This window comes from Amycolatopsis sp. VS8301801F10 (assembly GCF_046195355.1).
Lineage (GTDB): Bacteria > Actinomycetota > Actinomycetes > Mycobacteriales > Pseudonocardiaceae > Amycolatopsis.
This window is the reverse complement of record NZ_CP176065.1, coordinates 1,366,694-1,384,425: the sequence shown is the minus strand read 5'-3', so window position 1 is coordinate 1,384,425 and position 17,732 is coordinate 1,366,694. Positions and strand designations below refer to the sequence as shown.

The 17,732-nt window shown below is 69.2% G+C and carries 21 protein-coding genes; 10 read left to right on the top strand and 11 right to left on the bottom strand.

What is annotated here, in order from left to right; translation table 11 throughout:
• Positions 1-6 precede the first annotated feature (6 nt).
• A complete protein-coding gene (locus tag F9C11_RS06720; protein WP_409184034.1) occupies positions 7-825 on the bottom strand; it encodes a helix-turn-helix domain-containing protein in 819 nt (272 codons plus the stop codon).
• Positions 826-922: 97 nt separating this feature from the next.
• Between F9C11_RS06720 and F9C11_RS06715 the strand changes: the two genes are divergently transcribed.
• A complete protein-coding gene (locus tag F9C11_RS06715; RefSeq protein WP_409184033.1) occupies positions 923-2,323 on the top strand; it encodes an amidase in 1,401 nt (466 codons plus the stop codon).
• Here F9C11_RS06715 and F9C11_RS06710 read toward each other — a convergent pair.
• From F9C11_RS06710 to F9C11_RS06700, 3 genes are read right to left on the bottom strand one after another with little or no spacing between them, the layout of a single operon-like run.
• Positions 2,320-4,698: an ATP-binding cassette domain-containing protein gene (locus F9C11_RS06710; RefSeq protein ID WP_409184032.1), complete on the bottom strand. Its 2,379-nt coding sequence runs from the start codon at positions 4,696-4,698 to the stop codon at positions 2,320-2,322. The two genes, F9C11_RS06715 and F9C11_RS06710, sit on opposite strands and share 4 nt — an antisense overlap.
• 42 nt (positions 4,699-4,740) lie before the next feature.
• On the bottom strand, positions 4,741-5,151 hold the full coding sequence (locus F9C11_RS06705; protein WP_409184031.1) for a VOC family protein: 411 nt from the start codon (positions 5,149-5,151) through the stop codon (positions 4,741-4,743).
• 10 nt (positions 5,152-5,161) lie between these two features.
• A complete protein-coding gene (locus F9C11_RS06700; RefSeq protein WP_009085513.1) occupies positions 5,162-5,605 on the bottom strand; it encodes a helix-turn-helix transcriptional regulator in 444 nt (147 codons plus the stop codon).
• A 107-nt stretch (positions 5,606-5,712) separates the two neighbouring features.
• Here F9C11_RS06700 and F9C11_RS06695 point away from each other — a divergent pair, with 107 nt between their 5' ends.
• Positions 5,713-6,597: a hypothetical protein gene (locus F9C11_RS06695; protein ID WP_409184030.1), complete on the top strand. Its 885-nt coding sequence runs from the start codon at positions 5,713-5,715 to the stop codon at positions 6,595-6,597.
• On the opposite strand, the gene F9C11_RS06690 is transcribed toward F9C11_RS06695, so the two are convergent.
• Together F9C11_RS06690 and F9C11_RS06685 are read right to left on the bottom strand one after the other, a co-directional pair.
• Positions 6,594-7,232, bottom strand: coding sequence for a pyridoxal 5'-phosphate synthase (locus tag F9C11_RS06690; RefSeq protein WP_409184029.1), 639 nt, complete (start codon positions 7,230-7,232; stop codon positions 6,594-6,596). The two genes, F9C11_RS06695 and F9C11_RS06690, sit on opposite strands and share 4 nt — an antisense overlap.
• A gap of 1 nt (position 7,233) precedes the next feature.
• The gene (locus tag F9C11_RS06685; RefSeq protein ID WP_409184028.1) at positions 7,234-7,911 is read right to left on the bottom strand and encodes a hypothetical protein; all 678 of its coding nucleotides are present in this window, start codon (positions 7,909-7,911) and stop codon (positions 7,234-7,236) included.
• A gap of 96 nt (positions 7,912-8,007) precedes the next feature.
• On the opposite strand from F9C11_RS06685, the gene F9C11_RS06680 reads away from it, so the two are divergent.
• Complete coding sequence (locus tag F9C11_RS06680; RefSeq protein ID WP_409184027.1) at positions 8,008-8,535, top strand: DUF2020 domain-containing protein; 528 nt, start codon at positions 8,008-8,010, stop codon at positions 8,533-8,535.
• A gap of 141 nt (positions 8,536-8,676) precedes the next feature.
• Complete coding sequence (locus tag F9C11_RS06675) at positions 8,677-9,129, top strand: DUF6918 family protein (RefSeq protein WP_009085521.1); 453 nt, start codon at positions 8,677-8,679, stop codon at positions 9,127-9,129.
• Positions 9,130-9,192: 63 nt separating this feature from the next.
• On the opposite strand, the gene F9C11_RS06670 is transcribed toward F9C11_RS06675, so the two are convergent.
• Positions 9,193-9,837: a hypothetical protein gene (locus tag F9C11_RS06670; protein WP_409184026.1), complete on the bottom strand. Its 645-nt coding sequence runs from the start codon at positions 9,835-9,837 to the stop codon at positions 9,193-9,195.
• 206 nt (positions 9,838-10,043) lie between these two features.
• On the opposite strand from F9C11_RS06670, the gene F9C11_RS06665 reads away from it, so the two are divergent.
• Both F9C11_RS06665 and F9C11_RS06660 read left to right on the top strand, forming a co-directional pair.
• A complete protein-coding gene (locus F9C11_RS06665; RefSeq protein WP_409184025.1) occupies positions 10,044-10,568 on the top strand; it encodes a peptidylprolyl isomerase in 525 nt (174 codons plus the stop codon).
• A gap of 43 nt (positions 10,569-10,611) precedes the next feature.
• Positions 10,612-11,571, top strand: a complete 960-nt coding sequence (locus F9C11_RS06660) for a rhomboid family intramembrane serine protease (RefSeq protein WP_409184024.1) — start codon at positions 10,612-10,614, stop codon at positions 11,569-11,571.
• Here the strand turns inward: F9C11_RS06660 and F9C11_RS06655 are convergent.
• The gene (locus F9C11_RS06655) at positions 11,554-11,937 is read right to left on the bottom strand and encodes a PH domain-containing protein (RefSeq protein WP_409184023.1); all 384 of its coding nucleotides are present in this window, start codon (positions 11,935-11,937) and stop codon (positions 11,554-11,556) included. The genes F9C11_RS06660 and F9C11_RS06655 overlap by 18 nt on opposite strands.
• Before the next feature lie 133 nt (positions 11,938-12,070).
• Positions 12,071-12,337 (bottom strand): cell division protein CrgA, encoded by a 267-nt coding sequence (crgA, locus tag F9C11_RS06650; RefSeq protein WP_037809181.1) that lies wholly within the window; start codon positions 12,335-12,337, stop codon positions 12,071-12,073.
• A gap of 638 nt (positions 12,338-12,975) precedes the next feature.
• Between crgA and F9C11_RS06645 the strand changes: the two genes are divergently transcribed.
• The 3 genes from F9C11_RS06645 to F9C11_RS06635 are packed head-to-tail and all read left to right on the top strand — an operon-like array spanning position 12,976 to position 15,070.
• Complete coding sequence (locus tag F9C11_RS06645) at positions 12,976-13,929, top strand: class E sortase (protein ID WP_409184022.1); 954 nt, start codon at positions 12,976-12,978, stop codon at positions 13,927-13,929.
• Entirely contained in the window at positions 13,929-14,087 is a 159-nt protein-coding gene (locus F9C11_RS06640; RefSeq protein ID WP_093572273.1) for a hypothetical protein, read from the top strand. The genes F9C11_RS06645 and F9C11_RS06640 overlap by 1 nt, the downstream gene beginning before the upstream one ends.
• A complete protein-coding gene (locus F9C11_RS06635) occupies positions 14,057-15,070 on the top strand; it encodes an LLM class flavin-dependent oxidoreductase (RefSeq protein WP_409184021.1) in 1,014 nt (337 codons plus the stop codon). Before F9C11_RS06640 ends, F9C11_RS06635 begins: the two co-directional genes overlap by 31 nt.
• 15 nt (positions 15,071-15,085) lie before the next feature.
• Here F9C11_RS06635 and F9C11_RS06630 read toward each other — a convergent pair whose 3' ends face one another.
• Positions 15,086-15,472: an SCO5389 family protein gene (locus tag F9C11_RS06630; protein WP_043831500.1), complete on the bottom strand. Its 387-nt coding sequence runs from the start codon at positions 15,470-15,472 to the stop codon at positions 15,086-15,088.
• Between the two features lie 174 nt (positions 15,473-15,646).
• Positions 15,647-16,963 carry an FAD-dependent oxidoreductase gene (locus tag F9C11_RS06625; protein WP_409186829.1) on the bottom strand — a complete coding sequence of 439 codons (1,317 nt, stop codon included), beginning with the start codon at positions 16,961-16,963 and terminating at the stop codon, positions 15,647-15,649.
• A 110-nt stretch (positions 16,964-17,073) separates the two neighbouring features.
• On the opposite strand from F9C11_RS06625, the gene F9C11_RS06620 reads away from it, so the two are divergent.
• On the top strand, positions 17,074-17,718 hold the full coding sequence (locus tag F9C11_RS06620; protein ID WP_409184020.1) for an aminodeoxychorismate/anthranilate synthase component II: 645 nt from the start codon (positions 17,074-17,076) through the stop codon (positions 17,716-17,718).
• The last annotated feature ends 14 nt before the right edge of the window (positions 17,719-17,732 follow it).

The following is a 17,732-nucleotide window of genomic DNA, read 5'->3' as shown; positions in this document are numbered from 1 at the left end:
CTGCGATCACCCGTTCGCGCAGCGGGGGCGAGACCAGGCGACCTCGTCGACCGCGAGCCAGGGCGCGTTCGCGGCGGCGGAGGGGGTGACTCCGGCGAAGGCTTTGACCTCGTGGTGCAGGTGGGACTGGTCGACATATCCGCTTTCCGCGGCCACCGACGCCGGGCTTTCCCCCGCGGCGAGCCGGTGCACCGCGTGGTCGAACCGGACCAACTGCGCGGCGCGTTTCGGGCTGAGCCCGAGCTGGCCGCGGAACCGGGACCACAGCCGTTTCCGGCTCCACCCGGTCTCGTCGGCCAGCTGCTCGATCCGCACCTGACCGCGGTGCGCGTGCATCCGCCGCCAGGCGAAGGCGACTTCCGGGTCGACCGTCCGGCCAGCCTCGAACCGTTTGCCCAGCGCGGCTTCTACCAGCGCGAACCGGTCGTTCCAGGAACTGAGCGCGCGCAGCCGCTCGGGAAGTTCGGTCGGCCAGACGTCCTCTAGAGACACGACCTCGCCGCTCAGGTCCGTCCCGAGCACCGCGTGCGCGACCTCGGGCGAGAGCCGGATCTGCACGCATTCGATGCCCTGCCCGCGCACGCGCATCCCCTGCGGCGCGAGCCCGGCGACAACGTTGCCGCGCGCCACGTCGTTGACCAGCAGTCTCTCGCGGAGGTTGAGGAACAGCGTGACCGCCGGATACGGGACCACCGTCAAATCGACCAGATCCACGGTGTCCCCGACGAACCCGGCCATCTGCACGCCGGGCAACCGACTCGGCCGGGAAGGCACGGCAATGCCCCACACCGCAGCCCCGTCGCGAGCCCATTCGGCTGGTCGCATGCCGCCAGCGTAGCCACATTCGGGGCCGCGACATTTCTCCAAGACCGGCGACCACCGCCCCGACCAGGCTGAACGGGTACCGGAAAGGGGATCCGTGATGATCAATTCCGCTGTAGAACTCGCCGCCGCGATCCGCGCGAAGGAGGTGAGCCCGGTCGAGGTCGCCGACTGCTATCTCGACCGCATCGCCGAGCTGGATCCGAAGTTCAACGCCTTCTGTTTCCGTGCCGACGACGAGGTCCGGGCCGCCGCGAAAGCCGCCGCGGACGCCGTGGTGCGGTCCAGGCCGGAGGACCTGCCGCCGTTCCACGGGGTACCGCTGCCGATCAAGGACCTCGTCCACGTCGCGGGCTGGCCGACCACCTACGGCTCGCTGGCCACCGACCGCGCTCCGCAACCGAAGTCGGACCCGATCGTGCGGCGGTTCACCGACGCGGGCTTCCTTCCGCTCGGCAAGACCACGACGTCGGAGTTCGGCGCGGTGCCGTTCACCGAAAGCGAGGCGCAGGGCATCTCGCGCAATCCGTGGGACCCGGACCGCACGCCCGGCGGTTCGTCCAGCGGCGCGGGGATCGCCGTCAGCGCCGGAATGGCCCCGATCGCGCACGCGGAGGACGGCGGCGGATCGATCCGCATGCCGGCGTCGTGCACCGGTCTCGTCGGGCTGAAGCCGACCCGCGGCCTGGTCACGAACGCCGTGGTGGAGGTCGAGGGCTTCGCGACCAGCGGGGTCGTCAGCCGGACGCTGGCCGACACCGCCGCTGCGCTGGACGTGCTCGCGAAGCACGACCCGGGCGCGTGGTGGTCGCAGCCGACGCCCACGCGGTCGCTCGCCGGCGCACTGGCCGCGAAACCACCCGCTGGCCTGCGGATCGGCGTCCTCACGACCTCGTTGATCGACGGCATCCCCGTCGACCCGGCTTGCCTGGCCACGGTCGGCAAAACGCTTCGTGCGCTCGAAGAGGCCGGACACCGGATGGTCGATAAACCGCTTCCGCTGCCGACGTCCGAAGAACTGATCTCGACGTTCCTGAAGGTCTGGCACGTCGCCAGCGCGGGCGTCCCGGTGGTCGACCCGGACCGCGTCGAACCGCACAACCGGGCACAGCGCGAAGCCGCGAAGTCGGTCGATTCCTGGACGTACGCGGAGAGCGTGCACCAGACCCAGGTGCTCTCTCGCCGCATCGTCGAGGCCTTCACCGACAGCTTCGACCTGTTGGTCACGCCGACCATGGCCTGCCTGCCGCCGAAGATCGGCGCGTGGCGAGAGAGCGGAAATCCGGTGCTGGCCGCGTATCCGATGGGCGTCTTCACGTCGCTGTTCAACGTGACCGGCCAGCCCGCGATCTCCCTTCCGCTGCACCACGACGAGGCCAGCGGCCTGCCGGTCGGCGTCCAGCTCGTGGCCGCGCCCTGGCGGGAGGACCTGCTGGTGCAGGTCTCCCGCACCCTGGAGCAGGCGCTGCCCTGGCTCGACCGGCGGCCGCCGCTGCGCTAGCCGACGTAGGCGGCCAGGTGCTTCCCGGTCAGCGTCCGCTTCTTCTTCACCAGCTCGGCGGGCGTTCCCTCGAAGACCACCTGGCCGCCGTCGTGCCCGGCGCCGGGGCCGAGGTCGATGATCCAGTCGGCGTGCGCCATCACGGCCTGGTGGTGCTCGATGACGATCACCGACTTGCCCGAGTCGACCAGGTGGTCCAGCAGCCCGAGCAGCTGTTCCACGTCGGCGAGGTGCAGGCCGGTGGTCGGCTCGTCGAGGATGTACACGCCGCCGTTCGACCCCATGTGCGTGGCCAGCTTCAGCCGCTGCCGCTCGCCGCCGGACAGCGTGGTCAGCGGCTGGCCGAGGGTCAGGTAGCCGAGCCCGACCTGCTCCATCCGCTCGAGAATCCGGTGCGCGGCCGGGGTTTTCGCGTCGCCCTCGGCGAAGAACGCGGTGGCCTGGGCGACCGACATCGCGAGCACCTCGCTGATGTCGCGCCCGCCGAACCGGTACTCCAGCACCGAGGCGTCGAACCGCTTGCCCTCGCAGACCTCGCAGGTGGTGGCCACCCCGGCCATCATCCCGAGGTCGGTGTAGATGACGCCGTTGCCGTTGCAGTTCGGGCACGCGCCCTCGGAGTTGGCGCTGAACAGCGCGGGCTTGACGTTGTTGGCCTTGGCGAAAGCCTTGCGGATCGGTTCGAGCAGCCCGGTGTAGGTCGCCGGGTTGCTCCGCCGCGAACCGCGGATCGGGGCCTGGTCCACCGAAACCACGTCGTCGGATTCCCGGATGGACCCGTGGATCAGCGAACTCTTGCCCGACCCGGCGACGCCGGTGATCACGCACAGCACACCGAGCGGGATGTCGACGTCCACGTCCTGCAGGTTGTGCGTGTTCGCGCCGCGGATTTCCAGCACGCCCGTGCGTTCCCGCACCGACGGCTTGAGCGCGGCACGGTCGTCCAAATGCTTGCCGGTCAACGTCTTGCTCGCGCGCAGACCGTCCACAGTGCCCTCGAAACACACCGTGCCGCCGTTAGTGCCCGCACCCGGTCCGAGGTCGACCACGTGGTCGGCGATCGCGATCGCCTCCGGTTTGTGCTCCACGACCAGGACGGTGTTTCCCTTGTCCCGCAACCGGAGCAGCAGGTCGTTCATCCGCTGGATGTCGTGCGGGTGCAAGCCGATGGTGGGTTCGTCGAAGACATACGTGACATCGGTGAGCGACGATCCGAGGTGCCGCACCATCTTCACGCGCTGCGCCTCGCCGCCGGAAAGCGTGCCCGCCGGCCGGTCGAGCGACAGGTAGCCGAGCCCGATTTCCACGAACGATTCGAGCGTCTCGTGCAGCGACTTCAGCAGCGGCGCCACCGACGGATCGGACAGCTTCCCGACCCATTCGGCGAGGTCGCTGATCTGCATCGCGCACACGTCGGCGATGCTCATCCCGTCTATTTTGGACGAACGGGCCAGCTCGCTGAGCCGAGTCCCGTCGCATTCCGGGCACGTCGCGAAAGTGACCGCGCGGTCCACGAACGCGCGAATGTGCGGCTGCATCGCCTCGACGTCCTTGGACAGATACGACTTCTGGATCCTCGGCACCAGACCCTCGTAGGTCATGTTGATGCCTTCGATCTTCATCCGCGTCGGTTCCTTGTACAGGAAGTCCTGCAGCTCGCGCTTCGTGTACTTGCGGATCGGCTTATCCGGGTCGATCAGTCCGGATCCGGTGTAGAGCCGGTAGTTCCAGCCGCCCGGGGTGTAGCCGGGAATGGTCAGCGCGCCCTCGGCGAGCGATTTCGAATCGTCGTACAGCTGCGAAAGGTCGATGTCGTTGATCGAACCGCGGCCCTCGCAGCGCGGGCACATGCCGCCGGTGACGCTGAAGCTGCGCCGCTCCTTGACCTGCTTCCCGGCGCGCTGCACGGTGACCGCGCCCGCGCCGCTGATCGACGCGACGTTGAACGAGAACGCCTGCGACGACCCGATGTGCGGCGTGCCGAGCCTGCTGAACAGGATCCGCAGCATCGCGTTGGCGTCGGTGGCGGTGCCGACCGTCGAACGCGGATCGGCCCCCATCCGCTGCTGGTCGACGATGATCGCGGTGGTCAGCCCGTCGAGCACGTCGACCTCGGGCCGGGCCAGCGTCGGCATGAAACCCTGCACGAAACTGCTGTAGGTCTCGTTGATCAGCCGCTGCGATTCGGCCGCGATCGTGCTGAACACCAGCGAGCTCTTGCCCGAGCCGGACACCCCGGTGAACACCGTCAGCCGGCGCTTCGGGAGTTCGACGCTGACGTCCTTGAGGTTGTTCACGCGGGCGCCCTGCACGCGGATCAGGTCGTGGCTGTCCGCGGCGTGCTCCCGCGTGGGCTTCCCCTTGGCCTTGGTCATCGTCTCTCCCTTGTCTTCCCCAGAGGTCCGGCTCGGACTTCTTCAGCTCGCTTGCTGGATGCGGATCAGGTTCCCGGCCGGGTCGCGGAACGAGCAGTCGCGAACGCCGTACGGCTGGTCGGTGGGCTCCTGCACGACCTCGGCGTCGCTGGCCTGCAACCGGTTGAAGGTCGCGTCGACGTCCTTGGTCGCCAGGTTCAGCGCGGCGTAGGTGCCCTTGGCCATCATCTCGGTGATCATCCGGCGCTCGTCGTCGGTGAGGCCGGGGAACGCGGCGACCGGCTGCAACACGAGCGAGGTGTCCGGCTGTCCGGGCGGGCCGACGGTGATCCAGGCCAGGTCGCCGTACTTCACGTTGTTGCGCACCTCGAAGCCGAGGATGTCGCGGTAGAAGGTCAGCGTCGCTTCCGGATCGGTGTGCGGGAGGAAGCTCGCGTGAATGGTCAGGTCCATGCCGATCACACTAGGTTCGCGCCGAGCGGGGTGCTTCTCGATTCCTGATCGGTCGGGTGACCTGTTTCGCTACGCACGGCGCCATCCCCTCGGTCGCTCCGGTCTCCTCCTGCCGGTACACGCTCGGCGGCTTCCCGACCAGCTCGGTGAACCGCGTGCTGAACGTCCCCAGCGACGAGAACCCGACCTCGAAACAGACCTCGGTGACGCTCAGGTCGCCCCGGCGCAGCAACGCCATCGCGCGCTCGATGCGACGGGTCATCAGATACGAATACGGCGACTCTCCGTAAGCGGCGCGGAACTGCCGGCTCAGGTGCCCGGCGGAGACGTTGACGCTCCGCGCGAGCGCCTCGACGTCCAGGGGACGCGCGTACTCGCGGTCGATCCGGTCGCGCACGCGGCGCAACCGGGCGAGGTCAGCCAAGCGCTGCGCGTCGTCCGGTTTGCTGGTCACTTCCGAATCGTGCCACGGCGCGCGCTTCAGCCCCAGTAATCCGCTCGTTCGGGCCGGTGGCCGATTCGTTCAAGACCGCCGCGCCGCACCCGTGCGACGGTGTCCGGGTGACTGTGAAACTGGAGGCCGTCGCCCCGTTCCTCGCCGGGCACGGCCGGTTGCTGGACCAGCGGCGGTTCGAGCTGCTGGAAGGAAACGGGCGCGCGGAGGAGGTGCTCGCGGCGGTCGCGGCCTACCGGAATCCGGACGGCGGCTACGGCTGGGGCCTGGAACCGGACCTGCGCGCGCCGGAAAGCCAGCCGGGCGGCGCGCTGCACGCGTTCGAGGTGTTCGCCGACGTCGCACCGGTGACCACGCCGCACGCGGTGCAGTTGTGCGACTGGCTGGCCTCGGTGTCGTTCCCCGACGGCGGGCTGCCGTTCGCGTTCCCGGTCGCCGACCCGACCGCGTGCGCTCCCTTTTGGACCGGGGCCGACCCGGCGGTGTTCTCCTTGCAGAGCACCGCGTTCGTCACTTCGGCGGCGTGGCGGGTCGCCGAACACGATCCGGCGGTCGCGGCGCATCCGTGGCTCGCGCAGGCGACCGAGAGGTGCCTGCGGGCGATCGCCGACCTCGAGGAGATGCCGCACGTCATCGAGCTGAGCTTCGCGATCCACCTGCTCGATGCCTCCTACGACCGGTATCCGGAAGCCGGCGAACTCCTGACGAAACTGGGGAAGTTCTTGCCGGAAAGCGGAATCGTCCCGGTGCAAGGCGGCTCCGAGGGCGAGGTGCTGCGTCCGCTCGACTTCAGCCCGGTCCCCGGCCCGGCGCGACGGCTGTTCACCCCGGAGGCGGTCGAAGCGGACCTGACCCGGCTGGAACACGGCCAGCAGCCCGACGGCGGCTGGACGGTCGACTTCGCCAGCTTCTCCCCGGCGGCCGCGCTGGAATGGCGCGGTTACGCCACTGTCAGCGCGATTTCCAAACTGCGGGCCAACTCCCGGCTCTAGGGCCAGAGGCGTTCGCGAACCCAGCCCGCGGGTTCGCGGCGGTAGCGGACCCGGAGGTGCCGCCGGTCGTGCGAGGCCTGCCAGAACTCCACCGATTCCGGCTGGACCAGGTAGCGCGTCCACGTTTCCGGTGCCACGTCCGAATTTTCCGCCACCCAATCCGCGGCGGCCGCGGCGGCTTCGACGAGCTTCGCCGGGTCGGACAGCACCTCCGACTGATGCCCGACGTACGCCTCGGCCCGCGACGCCGGCGGGCGAGCGAGGAAGTCCGCGGCGGATACCTCGGGCGCGGCCGGAACCACCAGACCGCGCACGCGCACCTGCCGTCCGCGGCCGGGCCAGAAGAACGTCAACGCCGCGCGCGGGTTCGCCGCCAGCTGCTGGCCCTTCGGGCTTTCCGAACTGGTCGCGACCGCCCAGCCGTCCGCGTCGACGTTCTTCAGGATCACTACGCGCGCGTCCGGCGCGCCGTCGGCGTCCACTGTGGACAGAGTGACCGCGTGCGGGGCCAGCACGTGTTCGCCCGCCTCGTTCAGCCAGGCCAGGAACAGCTCCTCGGGCGTCTCCGGGGTGTGGTCCGGGTCGAATTCCGGGAGCTGTTCGGGAAACGACTGCCAGCCGCGCAACGAAACCATGTCACCGACCGTACGGCGGCTGGCCCGGCGGCGGGTAGTGCGGAGGCTGCGGCCCGGCCGGACCCGCGGCGGGCGGCGGCCCGGTCTGCGGCATCGGCCCAGACGGAATCTGCCCGGGGAAGCCGCCGGGACCCGGCTGCGGGGGCTGCTGCCCGTAGCCGGCCTGTTGTTGCTGCTGCCACTGGAGCTGCTGGAAGGCCTCGCCCGGCTGCGGGAAACAGAACGTCAGCTTCGCCCGGATCGCGCCGTGCATCGCCGCGCCCCAGAGCTTCCCGCCGGTGAACGCGTAGGTCATGCCCGCCTGCGGATCCACCGCGACCATCCGGGTTTCACCGCCGAACTGGTTGCTGGTCTTCGCGCTCGCCAGCTGCGCGGCGTCCGGGTGCACGTGCCCGACCAGCCCGCAGATCACCACCGACGCGGCGGTCCAGCCGATCGTGCCCTGCACGTTGGCGCGGGCGTGCTGGGTGGCCATGCCGGTGAACTGCTGCAGCGTCGCCGCGTCGATGTTCGGGTAGGCCCCGGCGACCACGCAGTAGTTCATCGTGGACAGCATGATCGACTCGGTGAACAGGCCGACCGCGGACGTCACCGGTCCGATCTGGACGGTATTGAGCCTGCCGCCGCTGCGCACTACGCGTTCGGCGACCACCTGCAGGTACTGCTCGGGCGTGAGCACGTCCGCGACCTCCCCGGGGCTGAGCGGAATCCGGGGTCATCGTCGCACGCGCCGCCTTCGCGCGGACTTCACCGGGCATGGTTGACTGTGCCCGCCATGCGCCGACTTCTCGTTCTCGCCCCAGCCCTGGTCCTGCTCGCCGGCTGCAATCCGTCGAGCCCGGCGAAGGAGACTCCGTCTTCGGCGCCGGCGAGTTCCGCGTCGGCGTCGGCGGGGCTGCCGCCCGACCCGCGGCCCGAACGCACCGCGGAGTGTCCGTACCTGTCGAACGAGACGGTGCAGGACGCGAACGGACAGCACGTCACCAAGGTGAAGGTGTCCGCCGACGAACCGCATCCGACGTGCTTTTTCTACCGCCCGGACGGCAGCGTCCAGCTGACCGTGCGGGTGTATGTGGGCAACAGCGACGTCGCGACCGCGCTGGTCAACAAGGCCGCGCCGGTCGACACGTCGAACCCGGCGTCGGACCCGGCGGGGTGGAAGGGCGGCTACCAGCCGTCCGGCGACGGGGTGGTCTACGCCGTCGCCAAGGGCGGGAACGCCGTCATCGTGACGAGCAACCAGAAGCAGAGCATCAAAGCACGCACAGTGGCGAAAAAGGCTATCGCTGCCCTGAAGCTCTGAGTAACGGGCTCCGCACGGGTGAGTGAAGTTGATCTTGTATTACTCTAAGCAGCACGCGCGGTCCCCCCAACACTCGCGCGGCGGGTGCCCGTCCGGCACCGAATACTTTGGTTACCCCTTATCGACGACAAGGACAGATTCGTGGCTGACACCCTCAAGGAAATCCTGCTTGACTCGAGCCGTCGCCCCACCGTGGTCGCCGACTTCGCGGAGCTCGTGGACGCCGAGGTCGCCGACAAGGGCGGGGTCTCCGGCGCGGTCGTGAAGACCGGCTTCGCCGCCGTCAAGAAGATCAAGCCGGGCATCATCCCGTCGGCGATCGACAGCCTGCTGGACGACTTCTCCAACGCCCTCGAGCCGTTCTACGGCGACTTCCGCGCCCAGGGCGGCAACGACTTCGGCGCCTACCTGAGCAGCCGCTCGGACGAGGCGTCGGACGCGCTGCTCGGGGTCACCGACGCCCGCGCCGAGCGCAGCAGCCGCGACAGCATCAAGAAGGTGTACTCGAAGCTGCGCCCGAACGGCAAGAAGAACGTCGAGGAGGCGCTGCCGCGTCTCGGCCAGCTGATCGACAAGCACGCCGCCGCGGCCTGAACCGGCTGAGCGACATACGAAAAAGGGCCCCGGGACGCACTTCCCGGGGCCCTTTTCGCGCGTTCAGTTCTTCTTCTCGGCGGCCGAGGGGCTCGGCGCCTTGCCGTTCGTCTTCGGCTCGCCCGGCGTGGCGTCCTTCGCGTCCTTGGCTTCCTTGGCCTCCGGGGCGGGCTTCGGGGCCGGGGGAGCGGGCGGGGTGGCCTTCGGCGGAGCCGGGGCGACCGGCGGCTCCTGCTGCCGCGACTTCAGCGCGACGGCGGTGCCGACCGCGACCGCGCCGAGACCGAGGAGCCACGGCCAGCGGCGACGCTTGCGGACGCCCTTGGCGGCGCTCTTCGCCTCCTCCAGAGCGGCGCGGAACTCCTTCTTCGCCGCCTTGAAGTCCTTCTTGCCGCGGCGCTTCGACTCGCCTGCCGACGCGGCGGCCTTGATCGCGGCCTTCTTGGCCTTGCGGCCCGGCTTCTTCATCTCGGCGATGCGGGCGAGCGCTTCCTTGCGCGCCGCGGCGGAGCTCTTCTTCAGCTCCTTGCGAGTCAGCTCCGTCTTCTTCGCCAGCTTGCGCTGGGCCCGGCGGCTCCGCTTGCCCAGCTCCTCCGCGCCGGCCTCGGCGGCCTTCGCGCCCGCCTTGCCCGCCTCGACGACCAGCTTCCGCAGGTCCGCCGAGCCGGACTTGACCGACTCGCCGACCGATTCCACGGCCCGGGTCATGGTCTTCACCTCATCAATCGTTGTGAAACAGATCTGTTGCTTGACATCTATCCTGCCCTTTTTCCGCCCGCACCGCTGCGGCTTCCCGCTGCGGGCGTCCGGGAAACCTCGGAAAAGTGCCTTCTTCCTGGGAGGGCGTCCGGCGCGCCGGGCCGGGACGGCCCCCTGAACCCCCCATTTGTGCGAAGGGGTGGCACGATGGCGGCGTGACTGAAAGCGCCCGCAAGGCCACCCTGCACACCAACCAGGGTGACATCCACGTGAACCTGCTGCCCGACCACGCGCCGAAGACCGTGGCGAACTTCGTGGGGCTGGCCACCGGCTCCAAGGAGTACACCCAGCCGAACGCGAAGGGCGGCAACTCCGGCCCGTTCTACGACGGCTCGATCTTCCACCGCGTCATCGACGGCTTCATGATCCAGGGCGGGGACCCCACGGGCACCGGCCGCGGCGGCCCCGGCTACAAGTTCGGCGACGAGTTCCACCCGGAGCTGCAGTTCTCCAAGCCGTACCTGCTGGCCATGGCGAACGCCGGGCCGGGCACCAACGGCTCGCAGTTCTTCATCACCGTCGCGCCGACCGCGCACCTGAACTTCCGGCACACCATCTTCGGCGAGGTGGCGGACCAGGAGTCGCGCAACGTCGTCGACGCCATCGCGACGACCGCGACCGGACCGGCGGACCGCCCGCTGTCCGACGTGGTCATCGAGAAGATCACCGTCGAAGACTGACGAGCCGCAGGCGGGGATGGGGTTTCGGTAGGTTGGAGTCATCGTGAGCCAACCGCCGAACCCGTCCGCGCCCTCTCTTCCCGGTTGCTGGTGGCATCCGAACCGCCCGACCGGTCTCAGCTGTGCCCGCTGCGGGCGTCCGGCCTGCCCGGACTGCCTGCGCGAAGCCCCGGTGGGGTTCCAGTGCACGGACTGCATCCAGACCGGTGCGCAACAGCAGAAACAGCAGCACCGGCAGTACCGCGACGCCGGAATGGGCTCCCGCACGATCGCCGGGGCCCGGCTTTCGAACTCGTACGTCGTCACCGCGACGCTGATCGCGGTGAACGTGGTGCTCTTCCTGATCACCGTCGTCCAGGCGAAAAGCTTGTTCAGAAACGATTTGGCACCCATTTGGATGCAGGGCGCGCTGCAGCCGCTGGTCACCCTCGGCGGCGGCGAATGGTGGCGGATCTTCACCTCCGGCTTCCTGCACTACGGCCCGATTCACATCGCGGCGAACGCGTTCTCGCTGTGGATGATGGGGCGCGCGCTGGAGCAGGTCTTCGGCAAGATTCGTTACCTGGCGCTCTACTTCGTGTCGATGCTCGGCGCCTCCACCGCGGTGCTGCTTTTCGGGGACAGCGCTCCCACGGTGGGCGCGTCCGGCGCGATCTTCGGACTGCTCGGCAGCTATGCGGTGATCACGCTCAAACTGCGGCTGAACCCGACCGCGCTGCTCATCAACCTGGTGATCAACGCCTACATCACCTTCTCCATCCCCGGCATTTCGATCTGGGCACACGCGGGCGGCCTGGTCACCGGTGCGCTGGTGACGGGCGCGATGCTCTACGCCCCGGCGCGCAATCTGGCCCGGTGGCAGGGGATCGGCACGGCCGTCGTCGTGGTCGCGCTCGTCGGGCTGATCAGCTGGCGGGCCACCGAGTTTCCCTCGCTGGATTGTTCTCTCCGGCAGGTCCAGGAGGAGTACTCGTACTCCTGCAAGCTATCCGGTTCCGGCTGAGCGAGCCCGCAACTCGGTCAGCACGTCCAGCACGTCGCGGGGATCCTCGCCGAGGTCGGTCTGGCCGAAGATGAACAGCTGGTCGTCGCGCTCCAGTTCGAGCGTCACGCCGTCGCGGCCGAGGCGGCGCGTGCTGCGCAGCCGGATCGTCGTGCCGGTCCAGGGGAGCCGGTGCGTGCCGCTGAGCGTGCGAGTCCGCAGGCCGTGCTCGTCGGCGGACAGGCGCGGCCGCACGAGCGTCCAGTGGATCGCGAACGCGCCGACGGCCAGGGTCGCGAGGCCGGTGAGCACCGCGCCCTTGCCGTCGCCGAAGAGCGCGTCCAGGACCGTTCCGACCAGCAGCAACGTGGTCAGGCCCCACGCCACTACCACGAGGTTTCGGCGCGGGGCCCAGGAGGTCGGGTGGTTATCCACAGGGGTTATCCACACTGGGGATGAGTCACACCGGTGTGATTCGGTGTCAATCGGCCGACCGGAGCAAAGCTGATCCGGCGGATGGTCAGCGCCACCGCATCGTCATCAGCAGGCCGGCGATCATCGCGGCGAATCCGATCGCGAAATTCCAGTTTCCGAGTTCGCTGAGGAACGAAACTTTGTCGCCGGCGATGTAGTTCACGACCAGCCACACCAGCCCGAGGAGCATGAGGCCGAACATGACGATCTTGTAGAACAGGTTCGACGGTCCCGCGGCCTGGACCTTCACCGGGGTACGGCGGTCGACAGGCGGGGTGTACGCGGTCTTCTTGCGGACCTTCGACTTCGGCATCGTTTCCTCGCGTGCTCTCGGGCATTCCTGGTGGCGGCATCCTGGACGAGGTCCCGCTGTCGGGGTGCGCAACCAGCGCCACGTGCACACGTTAACGTAAAGGACGGCTCCGCAGCACCGGGCGGGAGCGGTCGGGGTTTCTCAGACTGTGACAATAGCGCCACCTGGAGTGCCGAGGAGGGCTCCGGCCGGGCGCGGGAGGAGCTTGCGTGACGCCGCAGGATTGGCCGGGCGAGGACGACCGCCGCCCCGGCACCGGACCTGACCGCCCGGTCCGCCGTCAGCCGCCGCCGCCGAGAAGGCAGTCCGGGGAGACCCCGCCGAGGCGAAGAGTGGCCGGGGACCCGGGCCGCAGATCACCCGAACAGCGCACGCCGATCGACCGGGGCGGACCGCGCCGGGACGGCGGCGAAAACCGGCAGGCGCAGGGGCGTCCAGGCGAAGGCAGGCCCCGCGAGGGGGACCCCCGCGGCGGTGATTTCGGCGGCCCGCGCGAGCCCGGACCCCGCCGGACCGCCGAGTTCCGCGCCGAAGGCGGCCCGCAGCGCCCGCGGCGTACCGGGGAATTCCGCGCCCAGCCCGGGGATCCTGGCCGACGTCCGCGCGAGCCGCGTCAGCAGCCGGAAGAGGGCAGGCAGATGCCGCGCCGGGTGGGCGCCGCCGCGCCGGATCCGTCCCGGCGGCGGATGACCGGCCCGGAGTTCGCCGAGCAGCCGACCGAGGTGTTCTCCGCGGTCGCGGTCGAGGACAAGGACGACAAGAAGGCCAAGAAGACCCCGCCGCCGCTGGGCAAGGGCGGGCTCGCGATCCGCACCGCGGGCGAAATCTTCATCACGCTCGGCGTGATCGTGCTGCTGTTCATGGTGTACGAGGTGTGGGTCACCGACCTGTTCTCCGCGGAGAAACAGCACACCGCGAGCGATCAGCTCGACGGCGACTGGGCGAAGGACCGCACGCTGCACCCGGAGCTGATCGACGGAAAGGCGTTCGCGCGCATCCACATCCCGTCGTTCGGCGCGGACTTCAACTTCACCATCCAGGAAGGCACCGGCGAGGAGTCGCTGGCGGTCGGCCCCGGTCACTACAAGGGCACCGCGCTGCCGGGCGAACCGGGCAACTTCGGCATCGCCGGGCACCGCGTCGGCAAGGGCGCGCCGTTCAACGACCTGGACAACCTGAGCTCCTGCGACCAGATCGTGATCGAAACGCACACCGATTTCTTCATCTACCAGGTGCTGCCGTACGAGGACGAGATCAAGGGCTGGAGCAGCGGCAAGGGCGCGCAGCCGGAGTGCAAGGGCGTGTCGACGCTGCGCGATTCGAGCATCCCCGGCGGCGGACCGTACGACGAGACGTTCGGCCGCAAGGTGGTCCAGCCGAGCCAGGGCGACGCGGTGAACCCGGTGCCGTACAAGCCGGCCGGGGCATTGCCGAAGGCGCAGCAGGCTTCGCTGCTCACGCTCACCACGTGTCACCCGCAGTTCTCGGCGAAGGAACGGCTGATCATCACCTCGGTGCTGACCCGGCAGGTGCCGAAGACGCAGGTGCCGGACTACACGACGTTGCTGAAGAAGATCGGAGTGGCGTCCTGATGTACGGCTGGCTCTGGCGGCACCTGCCGGGTCCGTTCGCGGTGAAGTTCGCGATCGCGCTCGTGCTGGTGCTGGGAATCGTGGCGTTGCTGATGTTCGTGGTGTTCCCGTGGCTGGACCCGCTGCTGTGGTTCAACAACGTGTCGGTGAACAACTGAGGTTCGGGGTCTTCCTGGTCTCGGGCCGCTTCCCGGGCCAGGACGACGCCGCCGTACTGCGGCGCACCGTCCAAGCGGCCTGCGCGGCGGAGGCCGCCGGTTTCGACGACGTGTGGCTGGCCGAGCACCACTTCATGCCGTACGGGGTGTGCCCGTCGGCCATCACGCTCGCCGCGCACGTGCTCGGCCGGACGTCGCGAATCGGCGTGGGCACCGCGGTGAGCGTGCTGTCCACGACGCATCCGGTGGCGCTGGCCGAGCAGTGGTCGATGCTCGACGCAGTCTCCGACGGCCGCCTGCGGTTAGGCGTCGGCCGGGGCGGGCCGTGGCAGGACCTGGAGGTGTTCGGGACCGGATTGCCGCGCTACGAAACGGGTTTCGCGGAGTCGCTGGACCTTTTGCTGACCGCCGCGACTGGCCGTGTCTCGGCGGAGGGCTCTCATTTCGCTTTCCGGGAAGTCCCGCTTCGCCCGGTCCCGCAACGATCTTTGAACGTGGTAGTGGCCTGCGGCGGCCCGGCTTCCTCCGCGGTCCGGCTTGCCGCCGAACGCAGGTTGCCGTTGTTGCTGGGCCTGCACGCGGATGACGCCGAGAAGGCGGCGACTGTCGCTGCTTACGGCGCGCCTGCGGAGCATGTGTCGACAGTGCTGTGCCAGGTCGGCGACGATGCTGGCGAGGTGGTGCGCGGTGCGTTGCCGGGTTGGCTGGCGGACGGCTTAGCCGCCCATGTTCCGGTGGACGACCGGCCTGGTCCTTCCCGGGACCCTCGGGAGTACACGGAAAAACTGTGCGCGATCCATCCGGTCGGTCCGGTTGAGCATTGTGTCGAAACCCTGCGGACAAGCCTCCGGCGCACCGGGGTGTCCCACGTGATCATGTTCGTGGAAGCGTCCGGCACGCCGGAGGGCACGATGGCGAATATCGCGCGGATTGGCGCCGAGGTGCTGCCCGCGCTGCGGGGTCTCGAGCCTTCTACTCTCTAGCTCGCAGGTTCGAACTCAGCAGTCCCGCAGTTCAGGGCTCTGGTTCAGCAACTGCCCCCGAGGCGAGACGAACGCCCGGTACCGATCCCCGTCGGTGTCCCGGAAGACCGCCACCCGGTGGCAGTTCTGGAAGGCCAGCTTCACCCCGAAATGCCGCTCCAGCCCGCCCCGGATCGCGTCCGAGGCCAGCGCCCGCAGCAGCTGACCGCGGGCGGTCTCGTCCGGCGGCGGGGTTTCGTTGTCCGCGAATCCGTCCGCGGCGGTGTCCGCCTCCGCGATCACTCCGGTGATGACCTCCCACGCGTACGGCAGCGATTCCCGTACGCAGGCCACGAACTCGGCGTCGGAGACCTCCCCGCGTTCGGCCTTTTCCAGCAGCGCGGGCGATACGTCCAAGGACAAGACAACCTCCATGGTCAGCGGTACCCCTCAGAGCTACCGGCCCGCCCGACCCGGCCACAAGAGAAAACGAGTTTCATCACCACTTTGGTGGATCACTCCCACCGGAACAGCCGCACGGCGAGCACCCGAACTGAGCGAAAGCAGGCACGCTCGCGGGAAGATCGTCTAGGTGAATCAACCGCGCGAAACGCGCACCATCTCGTCGCGCTCCACTACCTTCACCCGCTCGCGGCCCTCGGCCTCGCCGAGCGACTTCTCGTGCGCGTCGAGCTTGCCCCACCCTTCCCAGGTGGTGAACGAAATCCCGCGCGCGGTGAGGAAATCCAGGATCGCGTCCGGCTCCGCATGCCGCGGCGCGGCGAGCGTGTCCGCGTCGGCGAGCAGGTTCGCGACCGTTTCGGCCGCGTCGCCCTTCGTGTGGCCGATCAGGCCGACCGGGCCGCGCTTGATCCAGCCCGTCACGTACACGCCGGGGACCTGGTTCTCGTCCAGGTCCAGCACGCGGCCGCCCTGGTTCGGGATCACGCCCGCGGTGTGGTCGAACGGGATTTCCGGCAGGTGCGACGACAGGTACCCGACCGCGCGGTACACCGCCTGCACGTCCCAGTCGTGGAACTCGCCGGTGCCGACGACCTCGCCGTCGCGGTATTCGGTGCGTTCGGTGCGCAAGCCGACGACCTTGCCGTCCTCGCCGAGTACCTCGACCGGCGAGTGGAAGAAGTGCAGGTGCAGCCGCCGCGGCCGGGAGCCTTCGTCGCGAATCGCCCATTCCTGCAGCGTCTTCACGACCATGTCGGTCTGCTTGGACGACCGCAGCTGGGCGACGCTCGCCTCGTCGAACTCCATGTCCTCGGGGTGCACGATCACCTCGACGTTCGGCGAATGGTCGAGTTCGCGCAGTTCGAGCGGCGAGAACTTCGCCTGCGCCGGACCGCGGCGGCCGAACACGTGCACGTCGGTGACCGGGCTGGCCTTCAGGCCCTCGTAGACGTTCGCCGGGATGTCGGTCGACAGCAGTTCGTCGGCGGTCTTGGCGAGCACGCGCGCCACGTCCAGCGCGACGTTGCCGACGCCCAGCACCGCGACCGACGACGCATTGAGCGGCCAGGTGCGCGGCACGTCCGGGTGGCCGTCGTACCAGGACACGAAGTCGGCCGCGCCGTGGCTGCCTTCGAGGTCGATGCCGGGCAGGTCGAGCGCGCGGTCGGACCTCGCGCCGGTCGCGAAGATGACCGCGTCGTAGAACTCGCGCAGGTCGTCCAGCTTCAGGTCGGTGCCGTAGTCGACGTTGCCGAGCAGCCGGATGTTGGGCCGGTCCAGCACCTTGTGCAGGGCGTTGACGATGCCCTTGATGCGCGGGTGGTCGGGCGCGACGCCGTAGCGGATCAGCCCGAACGGCGCGGGCATGCGCTCGAACAGGTCGATCTCGACGCTCGCGTCGGACTTGTCCAGCAGGTCGGCGGCGTAGATGCCGGCGGGGCCGGCGCCCACCACGGCGACACGAAGGATTCGGCTCACCGGTCCACGGTAAGTTAGGTGATCCTAACTTTCACTGTGATCTGGCGTACGGTCCAGCAGGTGGGAGCCGCTAAGCTGGCGGTATGCGCGTTCTCGTCGTCGACAACTACGACAGCTTCGTCTACAACCTCGTCCAGTACCTGGCGCAGCTCGGCGCCGACTGCACGGTGTGGCGCAACGACGTCGTCGATCTCGACCGCGTGCCGGAATTCGACGCGGTGCTCGTCTCCCCGGGCCCCGGCACGCCCGAACGCGCAGGTCAGAGCATTGACGTGATCGCGAAATGCGCCGAGACGCGCACGCCGATGCTGGGCGTGTGCCTCGGCCACCAGGCGCTGGGCGTGCACTTCGGAGCCACTGTCGACCGGGCGGCCGAGCTGCTGCACGGCAAGACCAGCCAGGTGCGCCACACCGGAGCCGGCATCCTCGCCGGGCTGCCGGAGGAGTTCACCGCCACTCGCTATCACTCGCTCACCGTGCTCCCGGACACCATCGACCCGGCCGTTTTCGAGGTCACCGGGACCACCGAGAGCGGCATCGTGATGGGCATGCGGCACCGCGAACTGCCGCTCGAGGGCGTGCAGTTCCACCCCGAATCCGTGCTCACCGAATGCGGCCACCGGATGCTCGCGAACTGGATGGCCTCGGCGGGCCACCCGGTCGACCCGACCGTCGTCGACGACTTGGAGCGGGCCACCCGCGCGCTGCAGAAGGCCGCGGCTGCGTGACCGCGCCGACTCCG